At 72.4% G+C, this 12,204-nt stretch carries 10 protein-coding genes and 1 pseudogene; 8 read left to right on the top strand and 3 right to left on the bottom strand.

The genetic code is table 11. From position 1 onward, the window contains the following. The first annotated feature begins 91 nt into the window (after window positions 1–91). The 3 genes from Pflav_RS11535 to Pflav_RS11525 are packed head-to-tail and all read left to right on the top strand — an operon-like array spanning window position 92 to window position 4,395. On the top strand, window positions 92–1,564 hold the full coding sequence (locus tag Pflav_RS11535) for an IucA/IucC family protein (protein ID WP_197938345.1): 1,473 nt from the start codon (window positions 92–94) through the stop codon (window positions 1,562–1,564). Between the two features lie 4 nt (window positions 1,565–1,568). Then, window positions 1,569–3,206 carry an IucA/IucC family protein gene (locus Pflav_RS11530; RefSeq protein ID WP_232071257.1) on the top strand — a complete coding sequence of 546 codons (1,638 nt, stop codon included), beginning with the start codon at window positions 1,569–1,571 and terminating at the stop codon, window positions 3,204–3,206. Beyond that, window positions 3,196–4,395, top strand: coding sequence for a type III PLP-dependent enzyme domain-containing protein (locus Pflav_RS11525; RefSeq protein ID WP_173036097.1), 1,200 nt, complete (start codon window positions 3,196–3,198; stop codon window positions 4,393–4,395). Before Pflav_RS11530 ends, Pflav_RS11525 begins: the two co-directional genes overlap by 11 nt. Window positions 4,396–4,968: 573 nt before the next feature. Here the strand turns inward: Pflav_RS11525 and Pflav_RS11520 are convergent. Continuing rightward, window positions 4,969–5,949, bottom strand: a complete 981-nt coding sequence (locus Pflav_RS11520) for an arabinan endo-1,5-alpha-L-arabinosidase (protein ID WP_173036095.1) — start codon at window positions 5,947–5,949, stop codon at window positions 4,969–4,971. 169 nt (window positions 5,950–6,118) lie between these two features. Between Pflav_RS11520 and Pflav_RS48630 the strand changes: the two genes are divergently transcribed. The 3 genes and pseudogenes from Pflav_RS48630 to Pflav_RS11505 all read left to right on the top strand — a co-directional run bounded on the left by Pflav_RS48630 (window position 6,119) and on the right by Pflav_RS11505 (window position 10,063). Continuing rightward, window positions 6,119–6,571 (top strand): sensor histidine kinase, encoded by a 453-nt coding sequence (locus Pflav_RS48630; RefSeq protein ID WP_173036093.1) that lies wholly within the window; start codon window positions 6,119–6,121, stop codon window positions 6,569–6,571. Window positions 6,572–6,633: 62 nt separating this feature from the next. Continuing rightward, a pseudogene (locus Pflav_RS11510) lies at window positions 6,634–7,682 on the top strand (App1 family protein). 269 nt (window positions 7,683–7,951) lie between these two features. Beyond that, window positions 7,952–10,063 (top strand): carbohydrate-binding module family 20 domain-containing protein, encoded by a 2,112-nt coding sequence (locus Pflav_RS11505; RefSeq protein WP_173036091.1) that lies wholly within the window; start codon window positions 7,952–7,954, stop codon window positions 10,061–10,063. 39 nt (window positions 10,064–10,102) lie between these two features. Here the strand turns inward: Pflav_RS11505 and Pflav_RS11500 are convergent, their stop codons facing one another. Further along, window positions 10,103–10,627 (bottom strand): LytR C-terminal domain-containing protein, encoded by a 525-nt coding sequence (locus Pflav_RS11500; RefSeq protein ID WP_173036089.1) that lies wholly within the window; start codon window positions 10,625–10,627, stop codon window positions 10,103–10,105. A 160-nt stretch (window positions 10,628–10,787) separates the two neighbouring features. Here Pflav_RS11500 and Pflav_RS11495 point away from each other — a divergent pair, with 160 nt between their 5' ends. Both Pflav_RS11495 and Pflav_RS11490 read left to right on the top strand, forming a co-directional pair. Next, window positions 10,788–11,252, top strand: coding sequence for a metalloregulator ArsR/SmtB family transcription factor (locus Pflav_RS11495; protein ID WP_197938341.1), 465 nt, complete (start codon window positions 10,788–10,790; stop codon window positions 11,250–11,252). Beyond that, window positions 11,249–11,746: an SRPBCC family protein gene (locus Pflav_RS11490; protein ID WP_173036085.1), complete on the top strand. Its 498-nt coding sequence runs from the start codon at window positions 11,249–11,251 to the stop codon at window positions 11,744–11,746. Before Pflav_RS11495 ends, Pflav_RS11490 begins: the two co-directional genes overlap by 4 nt. Here Pflav_RS11490 and Pflav_RS11485 read toward each other — a convergent pair. Then, on the bottom strand, window positions 11,722–12,075 hold the full coding sequence (locus Pflav_RS11485) for a gamma-glutamylcyclotransferase family protein (protein ID WP_173036083.1): 354 nt from the start codon (window positions 12,073–12,075) through the stop codon (window positions 11,722–11,724). The genes Pflav_RS11490 and Pflav_RS11485 overlap by 25 nt on opposite strands. Between the last annotated feature and the right edge of the window lie 129 nt (window positions 12,076–12,204).

Raw genomic sequence — 12,204 nt, 5'->3', positions numbered from 1 at the left:
TGACCCCAGGCACAACCCGTAGGGCATCCTAGGAAGCTAGTTTGGAGGGTCCCGGCGCCCGGCTTGCCCGGAGATCACGAAGAATTGGGGTGTGCACGCACCCGACCCGGCCGCGACCCTGTCCGCGCTCGACCGCGACCGGCCGGACCTCGTCACGCCGTTCGAGAAGGCGCTGCCCGGCGCGCGGAGTGCGGTGCTCGCCCGGCTCTGGGGCGCGTACGCCCGCGAGCCCGTCCCCGGCCTCCTGCGCCGCTCGCAGGCCGGCAACCACCTCACCGTGCACACCAGCGCCGGCCAGCTGACCGGGCCCGCGGACGCGGCCGAGCCGTACGCGGTGGCGGCCGATGGGCTCACCATCCACCTCGACACCGTCCCGTACACCGACCCGGCCGCCCTCGCCCGCGCCCTCGGCCACGAGGGGTTCGCCGTCGAGGTCGACAACAGCGCGGCCAACCTCGCCCTCGCCCGCGCCGCCGCACCGGACCGCCAGCCGACCCTCACCGGCACCCTCCCGGAGCTGGAACAGTCCGTCGTGGACGGACACCCCCTGCACCCCTGCTGCCGCACCCGCCTCGGCATGTCCACACTTGACGTGCTCCGGTACGCCCCCGAGCACCGCCCGATCGTGCGCCTGCACGTGGTCCGGGTCCCGCCCGCCCGGTGGTACGGCGACGGTCCGCCCCTGCTCCTGGTCCACCCGTGGCAGCGCGAGCACGTGCTGGACACGTACCGCTGGCTCACGCCCGTGGGACGCGTGCCGGCGCGGCCCCTGATGTCCCTGCGCACGATGGCGCCCGCGGGCGGTACCCACCACGTCAAGACCGCGGTCGACGTGCAGATGACCTCCGCCGTGCGTACCGTCTCGCCCGCCGCGATCCACAACGGACCGGCGGTGGGCGCGCTGCTCGCCGCCCTCGCCCCACCTGGGCTCGAGGTGATGGCCGAGGACCGCGGCGGCGCCGTGCTCGTCGACGGCGAGCCGTCCCGCAGCCTCGCCTACCTGCGCCGCCGCCTGCCCCGCCTGGACGCCGGTGAGGTCGCCGTCCCGCTCGCCTCGCTCGCCGCCGCGGTCCGCGCCGGCCACCGGCTGCCCGACCCGATCGGCTTCTTCACCGCGCTCGCCGGCGTGCTGCTCACCCCGCTGCTGCATCTGCTGCACCGCGGCATCGCCCTCGAAGCCCACGGCCAGAACACGCTCGTCGTGCTGCGCGACGGCCGCCCGACCCGCCTGCTGTACCGGGACTTCGGCGGCGTCCGGGTCAGCCCGGCCATGCTGCGCCGGCACGGAGTCGAGCCGCCACCCCTGTACGGCGACGTCGCCACCGACGACCCGGAGGCGTTGCGCGCCAAGCTCCTCGCCGCCGCAGTCAGCGGCACCCTCGCCGAGCAGGTGGCCGCGTTCTCCCGCGCCTACGGGATCATGCCGGCGCTACTGTGGTCCCGCGCCGCCCGCCCCGAGCTACGCGACGGCCCGCTGCCGGTCAAGGCCACGACGGCGATGCGACTGGCGTCCGACCCGCTCACCGATGTGTGGGCCTCGCTCCCCAATCCGATGGCAGGTTAAAAGGGTGACCGATCTGAGCGTCTGCGCTTACTCGCCCGGGACCGTCCGCGACGCGGCCGCGCACGCCGAAACCCACCTCGCGGTGCTCGCGCCCCACCTGCGCGCCCCGTTCCGGGACGCACTGCCAACGGCCGCGGCCGCCGTCGGGCGCCGGCTCCTGGGGGCGCTGTGGCGCGAGGACATCGCCGACACCCGCAGCCGGTACGGGGGAACGGGTCACCCGCACGCGTTCGACCGGGTCGACTTCGACACGGTACCGGCGGACGACCCGATCGCACTCCTGCCGCACTCCATCGTGGACGGTCGAGGGTGGACACTCGCGGCCGAGCTCGCCAACGCGGTCACCAACCTCGCGATCGCGTACGCCCGGCGCGACACCGCCCCCGCACCCGGCGACGGCCCCGACGCCGCGGCCGTCGCGCTGGAACGGCTCGCCATCGACGGCCACAACCTGCACCCCTGCGGCCGTACCCGGATCGGCTGGGACGTCGACGACGTGCTCGCCCACGACCTGGAGGCCGGCGCCACCCGGATCGGCTTCGTCGCCGTACGCCGCGACGCCCACGTCGGCGACGACCTGGGCTTCCTGGACGGCGCGCCGCCGGCACCGCCTGGCTACGTCGTGCAGCCCGTACACGCCTGGCAACGCGACGCGGTCCTCGCCCGCCGCTACCCCGACCTGCTCCGCGACGGCACCCTGCGGATCCTCGACGGCACGCTCCCGGCCGTACCCACCGCCGCGCTCCGCACGCTGCTGCTGCCGGGCGGCGACTACCTCAAGCTCTCCCTCGACATCCAGGTCACCTCCACCCGCCGCAGCATCTCCGTGGCCAGTACCCGCAACGGTCCTGTCCTGTCGGCGCTGCTCACCCGCCTGCTCGCCGGCGAGGAACGCGTCGTGCTGCTCGCCGAGACCGCCGGCGCCGCCCTCGGCGGCAGCCGCGACGCCTCCGCCATCCTCCGCGACGGCCTCGCCGGCCACCTCACACCCGGCGAACGCGTCATCCCCGGCGGCGCGCTCCCGCTCGTGGTCGGCGACCTGCTCCGCGAGTACGGTGGCAGCCCACTCGACTTCCTCACCGACTACGCCCGCCTGGTACTGCCGCCGCTGCTGCGCCTCGCCACCCGGTACGGCATCGCGCTCGAAGCCCACCTGCAAAACTGCCTGCCCACGTTCATCGCCGGTACCCCGCACCGGCTCGTGCTCCGCGACCTGGCCGGCATGCGGCTGCACCGCCCCCGCCTCGCCGCAGCCGGCATCGAGCCCGCGCTCTGGCCCGGTTCGGTGATCGGCACCGACGACCTGTACACGATGCGCGCCAAGCTCGGCTACACCGCCTTCCAGGCCCACCTCGGCGAGCTGGTCATCGCGCTCGGCTCCCACGGGCTGGACGAGGCGACCGCCTGGCGGGCGGTACGCGAGGTGGTCGACGAGGCGTACGACCCGCTCCGCGCCGACCCCACCACCGCCCGCGCCGCGGACGCCGACCACGCCGCGTTCACCGCCCCGCGGGTACCGCACAAGGCACTCGTCCGGATGCGGCTGACCGGCGGCGGCGACGTGTACCTCCCCGTCCAGAACCCGCTACATGCCGTCCAGAACCCGCTGCACACAGTCCGGAACCCGCTCCATGCTCCCTGAGCCCGTCCGCGCCGCCCTGGCCGGCCTCCCGTCGCCCGCCTGCGCGTACGTCTACGACACCGCCGTCCTGCGCGCCACCGCCGCCACCCTGCGCGCGGCACTGCCGGCCGGCGCCACCCTGCTGTACGCGGTCAAGGCCAACGGCCACCCCTCGGTGGTCCAGGCGCTCGCGGACGTATGCGACGGCTTGGAGGTGGCGTCCGGCGGCGAGCTGTCGCTCGCGGTGGAGTGCGGCGCTCGCCTCGTCGCGTTCGGCGGCCCGGCCAAGACCGACGACGAACTCCGCGCGGCGGTCGCCGCCGGCGCCCTGATCCACGTGGAGAGCGTCCTCGAACTGCGCCGCCTCGCCGCTCTTTCTTCGGGCCCGCCTTTGGGTCCGCACTCAGGCCCGCATTCCGGTCCGCCTTCTGGGCCGCATTCCGGCCCGCTGGAGATCGCGCTGCGGGTCAACCGCGCCGGCGGCACGCTCGGCGGGACGCACCGCATGACGGGCACGCCCACACCGTTCGGCATCGAGGAAGCCCAACTGCCCGCGGCCGCCGCGCTCGCCGCGGCCCTGCCCCACCTGCGGGTAGTCGGCTTCCACCTGCACGCCGTCTCCAACAACCTCGACGCCGAAGCCCACACGACGTTCGTCGACGAGGCGGTCCGCTGGTCCGTCGACACGGCCGCACGACTCGGCATACCGCTGTCCTATGTGAACGTCGGCGGCGGCCTGGGCATCGACTACACCGGCGGCCCACCCTTCGACCTGGAACGCCTCCGCGCCCAGGCACCGCCCCCCGGCGTCCGCCTCGCCTTCGAGCCCGGCCGCTTCCTGGCCGCGGACGCCGGCTGGTACGCCGCCGAGGTCCTCGACCTCAAACACACCCACGGCCGCTGGTTCGCCGTCCTGCGCGGCGGCACCCACCACTTCCGGCTGCCGGCCGCGTGGGGGTACAGCCACCCGTTCACGGTGCTGCCCCGCGACGAGTGGCGGTACGACTTCCCGCGACCAGAGATCCGCGACACCGAGGTCGACGCCGTGGGCGAGCTGTGCACCCCCCGCGACGTACTGACCCGCGCCCAACACGTCGACCGCCTACGCGTCGGCGACGTACTCGTCTTCGCCAACGCCGGCGCGTACGGCTGGGACATCTCCCACCACGACTACCTCCGCCACCCCCACCCCGCGATGCTCGTCGTCTAACCAGCTCCGGACGAGCGGCACGGCTGGGTGGGTGGGTGTGCTGGCCGCTTCCCCAGAGTCCAGACAAACTGACGTTGCTCACGCTGGGCGTGAAACCTGCGGTTTCCCGTCAGGAAGCACGTGTCCGATAACCGCACGCCGACCGCGTCCGGCAGGAAAGCAGAGCGGCGTCGCTGGTGGAAACCCGCCGCTCAGCGGCCCCACGAGCCGGGATCACGCTTGCTCTGCTTCCCGAGGAAGCGTCCCGTCCGGTAGCCGGACGCGTCCCTGCGGATGGTGGCCACGGCCGGCATCGACCCGGCGTCCGACGGGCTCGCCCGTGCGACGCGCGGTGTCGCCACCACGGCGACCCACCCGACGCGGGCATCCGTATGCGTCGATCAAGGGAAGACCCGCGACCAACGCCATGATCGACACCCACGCCTCGACCCGCGGCGCATGCGCCGCGAGTTTGTGAACGCCTACCGTTGCCCTGGCAGCGGAAAACGTTCACAAAGGCCCGACGAGCCCCTGCCCGCGCGGCCTCCCGCTGGCCGGCCGACACCGCATGGACGTGGGAGGGCGGAGGGGTTGTCAGTAAACGTACGGCCATCCGGCGGCGTCGTAGGCGATCAGGTTGATGCCCAGGAACGACGCGCCGCTGTTCGCGTAGTAGTGGTAGAACAGCACATCGCCGCCGCCGTCGGTGAGCACCGCCTGGTGCCCCGGGCCGTGGATCGCGTCGTGACCGGCGAGGACCTCGGTGCCGCCGCCCGAGGTGAGGGGCGTGCCGTTGCGGTCGGTGTACGGGCCGGTCACCGACGTCGAGCGGCCGACCATCACCCGGTACGTGCTGGACGCGCCCTGGCAGCAGCGGTCGAACGACACCCACAGGTAGTAGTAGCCGCCTCGGCGCTGGATGAACGGGGCCTCGACGGCGCCACCGGCGTTCGGGCGGCTGGCCAGCGAGCGCACCGACGTGTCCGATGTGGAGCGGCGACCGGTCGACGGGTCGAGGCGGATCAGCTTGATGCCGCTCCAGAACGAGCCGAAGCTCAGCCACCACTGCCCGCTCGCGTCGACGACCAGGTTGGGGTCGATGGCGTTGTAGTTGACCGCGTTGCTGCTCTCGATGACGAGGCCCTGGTGGGTCCAGGAGCCGGACGCGGCGGTGGGGCTGGTGGCCAGGAAGATGGCCGAACGCTGCGAACCGAACGTGGAGGCGGAGTAGTACAGATAGTACTGTCCATTGTGGTACGAGATGTCGGGCGCCCAGAGGTTGCGACCCCCGCCGGTGTACGGGGTGGTCCACGGCGCCCCGCCCGGCCACACGGCACCGGCGTTGCGCCACGCGATGCGGTCGGTGGAGGTCTTGAGCGACAGGTTGTTACCGGTCGCCGCAAGGATGTACCGCCCGTCCGGCGCACGCACCACCGCCGGGTCGTGGGTACCCGTGTCACCGGTGACCCGGCCCGGGTTGGGGTACGCCGCCGCGCTCACCGGACTCGCCCCGCCGAGCATCACGACCACCGCCGCCAGTACGGCGACCGCACCACGCCACCTGTTCCCAGCCATGACCAGCACCCTCCCGCGAGCATGGTTAGCGTTAACACCATCCACAATCCAACGACAGATGTCAATGTAATGGTGAGACATTTCTGTGATCTCGGGTGCTGCCCCATGCCTGGGCGTCGCTCTCAAATCTCTGCGGAACGGGCCATCCCGACCCGCCACCATCGCCGGGATGAAGGCCCGCCGGGACCGGTGCTGGATCTCCGGCGACGAGGTCCGGCTCCGTTTCTACCAGGCCGGCGACTCGCGCAGCCGGGCCGGTGGCGGCGGCCTCGCGATCGTCGCATCCGTCGTCGCCGCGCATCGCGGCCAGGTTTCCGCGACGGCCACGCCCGGCGGCGGCGCGACCTTCCGCGTCGCCCTCCCTGTTGACGGCGAAGTTGGCGGCCGTCTCAGCTGGCCGGCTGCGCGTCCGGCCCCGGCCAAGGCGAAGTTGGCGGAGGCGTCGAGAAGTTGGCCGCCGTCTCAGCTGATCGACAGCGGGCCCGGCCACCCGCGACGACGAAGTTGGCGGGGGCGTCAACTAGTCGGCGGTGCGCCCGGCGCCCGTCGCGGCTTTCGCGTCTGCCCGCGGTGGCGGAACTGGCGGGGTGACATTCATCGACAGGCGTTCGGTCGTCTGTGATGGCGAACCTGGCGGTGTGCCAGCTAGTCCCTGGCGCACTCGGCCGCCGTGCTGCGCCTGGGATGATCGTATGCGAGGCTGGCGGGGTGACTGAGGTGCACCGCGCGGCGCGCATCGAAGACGCGGTGCACGAGGTCCTCGAGGGCTGGCTGCGCAAGCGTGGCTGGTTCGCGACCGTCGTTCCGTATACGGGATATGGCGCGCCGGGCTGGGTCCGGGTGATGGGCCGGGTCATGGTGAGCCGCCCCGACCACGGCCGCCCCCGCAAGGCGGGCAAGGTCCGGGGCTGGCGCAGCTTCACCACCGTCTCCGCCAAGGACGCGCCGGTCACCGTCGAGGTGGCCGGGCGGCGCCACGAGACGGTCGCGGACCGTAGCGGGTTCATCGACACCGTGGTCAAGGTCGACCTCGAACCGGGCTGGCGCACCGTCCTCATCAGCAGCGGTGACACCGAGCCGGTCGAGGCCCCGGTGCGCGTCGTCGACCCGGCGGCCCGCTTCGGCGTGGTCTCCGACGTCGACGACACCGTGATGGTCACGATCCTGCCGCGGCCGATGCTCGCCGCGTGGAACACGTTCGTGCTGGACGAGCACGCCCGCGCCGCCGTGCCGGGGATGGCCGTGCTCTACGAGCGGCTGACCGGCGCCCACCCCGGCGCGCCGGTCTTCTACCTGTCGACCGGCTCGTGGAAGGTCGCGCCCGCCCTCACCCGCTTCCTCTCCCGCCACCTGTACCCGCCGGGCCCGCTGCTGCTCACCGATTGGGGCCCGCAGCGGGACCGGTTCTTCCGCAGCGGCCGCGCGCACAAGATCGCCGCGCTCAACCGGCTCGCCGAGGAGTTCCCGTGGATCCGGTGGCTGCTGATCGGCGACGACGGGCAGCACGATCCTGAGATCTACCGCACCTTCGCGGAGACCCACCCCGACCAGGTGGCCGCCGTCGCGATCCGGGCGCTCTCCCCACCCAGGCCGTGCTGGCGGGCAACCTCCCGTCGCCGGCCGGCAAGCAGCTGACCACCTCCGACCAGGCGGGCAAGCGGTGGTTCTCCGCACCGGACGGCGCCGGCCTGTGGAAACTGCTGTCCGAGTCAGGCGCGCTCGACCGGTCATAGTCCGGCACGATCGGCACCCACGACCCGCAGCCGCCGCGCGGCGGGCGGTCGGCGGGCCGGCGCTTGATCAGGGAGTTGGTGGAGCGGCGCGCCGGCCGACACGCCCACCAACTCCCTGATCAACCGTTCATCACCACGGCCGCCGCGCGCAGCATGGCGAAGCCGCGGGGGTTCACAAACGACCATCGATGTTGCTACCTTGCGCACTGTCGTGAAAGTTCTTGCGGTCATCGCAAGATCTTCCAACGAACGGACCCCGGGAGTGCGCAGTGAAACTTCGAAGAAGGGCCGCGGCCGCCTGGGCAGCGGCCGCGACCGCCCCATTGCTCCTGCTCACCACCGTCGCCGTCACGGTCGCCACCGCACCTGCCGCCCACGCCGCCGTCGCCAACGGGTCGTCGATCGTGCACCTGTTCCAGTGGCGGTGGAGCTCCATCGCGCGGGAGTGCGAGACCACGCTCGGCCCCAACGGCTGGGGCGGCGTACAGGTCTCGCCGCCGCAGGAGCACGTCGTGCTGCCCAGCGCCGAGGGCGCCACCTACCCGTGGTGGCAGGACTACCAGCCGGTCTCCTACCGCCTCGACCAGACCCGCCGTGGCACCCGCGCCGAGTTCGTCGACATGGTCAACCGCTGCCGGGACGCCGGCGTCAAGATCTACGTCGACGTCGTGCTGAACCACATGACCGGTACCGGCTCGGCGGGCAGCGGCCCGGGCAGCGCGGGGACGGTCTACAGCAAGTACGAGTACCCGAACCTGTTCGACGACGGCTCCGGCGACGCGTACACGTACCCGGACTTCGGCCCCTGCTACACGACGATCGGCAACTGGAACAACAAGGCCGAGGTGCAGGACTGCGAGCTGCTCGCGCTCGCCGACCTCAACACCGGCGATCCTGAGGTACGCCGCAAGATAGCCAAGTACATGAACTCGGTGATCGACCTCGGCGTGGCCGGCTTCCGCGTGGACGCGGCCAAGCACGTGCAGGAGGCGCACCTGGCCGACGTCATCTCCCGCCTGCGCGACGTGCCCGGCTTCGGCGGCCGGCCGGACATCTTCCACGAGGTGTACGGGGACGCGACGATCCCGTACACCGCGTACGCGCCGCTGGGCAAGGTGACCAACTTCGACTACCAGCGGGCCGTCTCCAGCGGCTTCCAGAGCGGCAACATCGCCCAGTTCGCCAACCTGCCGAACTACGGCGGGCTCACCGCCACCCAGGCGGTCGTGTTCGTCGACAACCACGACACCCAGCGGGCCACACCGACGCTCACGTACAAGAACGGCGACCGGTACTACCTCGCGGACGCGTTCATGATGGCCCACCCGTACGGCACGGTGCAGCTGATGTCGAGCTACGCCTTCGGCGCCAACCAGGCGCAGGGCCCGCCGAGCTCGTCGAACGGCACCACCAGCGCCACCGACTGCGCCAACGGGCAGTGGATCTGCGAGCACCGCAACGAGCAAGTTGCCGGCATGCCCAGCTTCCGCAACGCCACCGAGGGCACCGGCATCTCCAGCACGGTGACCGACGGCAACGGGCGGCTCGCGTTCGCCCGGGGCAGCCGCGGGTACGCCGCGTTCAACGCCACCGGTGACGCGTGGAGCCGCACGTTCGCCACGAGCCTGCCGGACGGGACCTACTGCAACGTCGCGCGCGGCACGTACAACGCGACGACCGGCGTGTGCACGGGCGGCACCGTCACGGTGGCCGGCGGCGCGTTCACGGCGAGCATCCCGGCCAACCGGGGCGTCGCGCTGCACGTCAACGCGCGGACGACCGGCACGCCGCCGCCGACCACGCCGCCACCGGCCGGAAACACCACCTTCCAGGTCACCGCACCGACCGGGCAGGACGTGTACGTCGTCGGATCGGTCGCGCAGCTCGGCTCGTGGACGCCGGCCAGCGGGCTCCGCCTCACGCCGGGCGCGACGGCCGGCTCGTTCAGCGGCGGTATCTCCATCCCGGCCGGCACCGCGTTCGAGTGGAAGCTGGTGCGGATCAGCAACGGCCAGGTCACCTGGGAGAGCACACCGAACCGCACCGGCACCGGCGGCGGAGCGCACACCGCGACGTGGAACCAGGCCGGCGGCGGTACGTCGAACATCACCTTCAACGCCACGGCCACCACGACCTGGGGGCAGAACGTCTTCGTGGTCGGCTCCACCCCACCGCTCGGCGCGTGGAACCCGGCCAACGCGATCGCCCTCTCGCCCAGCCAGTATCCGGTGTGGACGGGCACGGCTTCGCTGCCGGCCGGACAGGCCGTCGAGTACAAGCTGATCAAGAAGAACCCCGACGGCACGGTGACCTGGGAGGCGGGCGCCAACCGGACGCTGACGCCGGCCGGGAACGCCACCGTGACGATCACCTGGCGGTGACCCGAGACGGTGCCCGCCCATCCCGGGCGGGCACCGTCGTCACACCTCGCGCACGCAGGTCTGGGGCGGCACCTTCGGGTGGCCCATGTCGGCGAGGGCGATGTTCACGTCGGTGGGCTGGGCCAGCGCCTGGAACTTCTCGCCGATGACCACGTCGATCTGGGTGCCGCGCCGGTCGGGCTGGTACTCCCTTGTGGCCTTGCCGAGGAAGTAGGCGTCCACCACGTGGGCCGCGCCGACCGCGTCCGGCCCGTGGCGGAGCACGGCGACTTCGGCCACCCGCTCCGGCTTCGGCGCCTTGCGCGTCGGCCGCACCTGGAAGCCGCGGTTGCTGAACTCCGCGGCGACCGTGGCGGCCGTGCCCGCGGCCCGGGTGCCGTTGAAGACCGCGAGGGTGATGTCGCGGACCGCGGGCAACGTCATGTCCGCGCGCGGCCACTCCGACGGGCAGCCGGCGACCACGGCGTCGCGCTGGCTGTCCTTGCCGAGCACGACGGCGATCCCCGCCGCCGCCCCGACGACCAGGACACCGACGATCACGAACGCGCGTACCTGGGCCATCATCCTGGCACTCCTTCCCCGTTGCCAGCGTGCCGGTCTGTCTTATCAGACGTCTACGGCGTCTCCTACGTTGCGCGCCGAGCGCGGCATGACAGCCGCGATCGCCAAACCGGCCAGTATCCGCCGGTAGCCGAACGCGTAACCGATGGGTTACGCTTCCGGTGTGGACGAGGTGGCTGGCGCGATCGCCGACCCGGTGCGGCGGGAGATCCTGGCGATGCTCCGCGAGCGCCGGATGTCGGCCGGGCAGATCGCCGACCGGTTCGCGATCAGCCGGCCGGCGGTGAGCCGCCACCTGCGCGTGCTCCGGGAGAGCGGGCTGGTCCACGACGACCTCACCGGCCGGCAGCGCTTCTACCGCCTCGACCCGGCGCCGCTCGCCCGGCTGGCGCAGTGGCTGAGCCCCTTCGTCCACCACGAAGACCCGGCCGCCACCTGGGAGGGCCGCTTCGACGCGCTGGAGACCGAGGTGTACCGCACCCGCCGCGAGCACCGCCAGCAAGCCAAGCCCGGCGAACCCGCCACCGCGACACGCCGCGAGCACCGCCAGCAGACCAAGCCCATCGAGCCCGCCGCTGCCGAAGGCCGCAGGCCCGCTACCAATGAGAGAGAGGAACGAAGCGCATGAGTCCCGTACCCACCGGGCGGTTGTTCCGTACCGACACCGGAGTCGACCTGGTCCTGACCCGCATGTTCCGGGCGCCCGCCGAGGACGTCTGGGCGAGCCTCACCGAGCCGGAGCGCACGGCCCGGTGGTTCGGGCCGTGGGAGGGCCAGGCCGCGCCCGGGCGCTCGGTCAAGGTGCAGCTGGCCTTCGAGGACGGGGCGCCCTGGATGGACATCCGCATCGAGTCCTGCGAGCCGCCCCGGCTGCTGGACCTGTCCTCTGTGGACGAGTCCGGCACCTGGCGTACCGAGCTGCGGCTGTCCGACGTGGACGGCGGCACGGAGCTGCGCTTCGTCCACCACCTGGAAAGCACCGAGGGCGTGGGCGACGTCGGGCCCGGCTGGGAGTACTACCTGGACCTGCTCGTCGGCTCGCGCGAGGGCGCGGCGCCGGTGCGGTTCGAGGACTACTACCCCGCGCAGAAGCCGTACTACGAGGGGCTCGCCGCCACCTGACCGCTCACGTACACCCACGCCCGCGCACCCGAGCCGAGCGTGGCGAGCACCCGCTCGTAGTCGTCCACTTCGTACTCGTCGGCGGCGGCCAGCTCCTCGTCGGTCACCTCGAACACCACGCCCGGCACGGTGTCCCGCGCGTCGCCGGTCGCCACCACGATCGGGTGCTGGGCGAGGCCGCTGAGGTCGAGCACGTGCTCGTCGGTGATCTCGAGCAGCTCCAGCCGGTACCCGACGAGGTGGTCCTCCCGCCCGGAGAGCTCACGGCCGAAGCTGGCCCGCTGGACCTCGGGGTCCCGGAGAGTGCCGTACGAGAAGAGCAGGGGCATGGACGCTGAACTTACGCGAAGGGTCAAGCTGCGGGAGCAGCAGAGGGTGAAGCCGCGGAAGCAACGAAGGGGTCAAGCTGCGGAAGCAGCGAAGGGTGAAGCCGCGGAAGCGACGGAGGGTGAGGCCGC

Origin of the sequence: Phytohabitans flavus, from assembly GCF_011764545.1 — a bacterium.
Taxonomy (GTDB): domain Bacteria; phylum Actinomycetota; class Actinomycetes; order Mycobacteriales; family Micromonosporaceae; genus Phytohabitans; species Phytohabitans flavus.
The sequence above is the reverse complement of the archived record's forward strand: the minus strand, read 5'-3'. Positions and strand labels throughout refer to the sequence as shown.

What these genes read in the sequence shown, in the direction of transcription:
- Pflav_RS48630 (WP_173036093.1), top strand. Translation starts at nt 6,119, where the DNA reads ATGAAGGCCCGCCGGGACCGGTGCTGGATCTCCGGCGACGAGGTCCGG.
- Pflav_RS11500 (WP_173036089.1), bottom strand. Translation starts at nt 10,627, where the DNA reads ATGATGGCCCAGGTACGCGCGTTCGTGATCGTCGGTGTCCTGGTCGTC.
- Pflav_RS11525 (WP_173036097.1), top strand. Translation starts at nt 3,196, where the DNA reads ATGCTCCCTGAGCCCGTCCGCGCCGCCCTGGCCGGCCTCCCGTCGCCC.
- Pflav_RS11520 (WP_173036095.1), bottom strand. Translation starts at nt 5,949, where the DNA reads ATGGCTGGGAACAGGTGGCGTGGTGCGGTCGCCGTACTGGCGGCGGTG.
- Pflav_RS11490 (WP_173036085.1), top strand. Translation starts at nt 11,249, where the DNA reads ATGAGTCCCGTACCCACCGGGCGGTTGTTCCGTACCGACACCGGAGTC.
- Pflav_RS11485 (WP_173036083.1), bottom strand. Translation starts at nt 12,075, where the DNA reads ATGCCCCTGCTCTTCTCGTACGGCACTCTCCGGGACCCCGAGGTCCAG.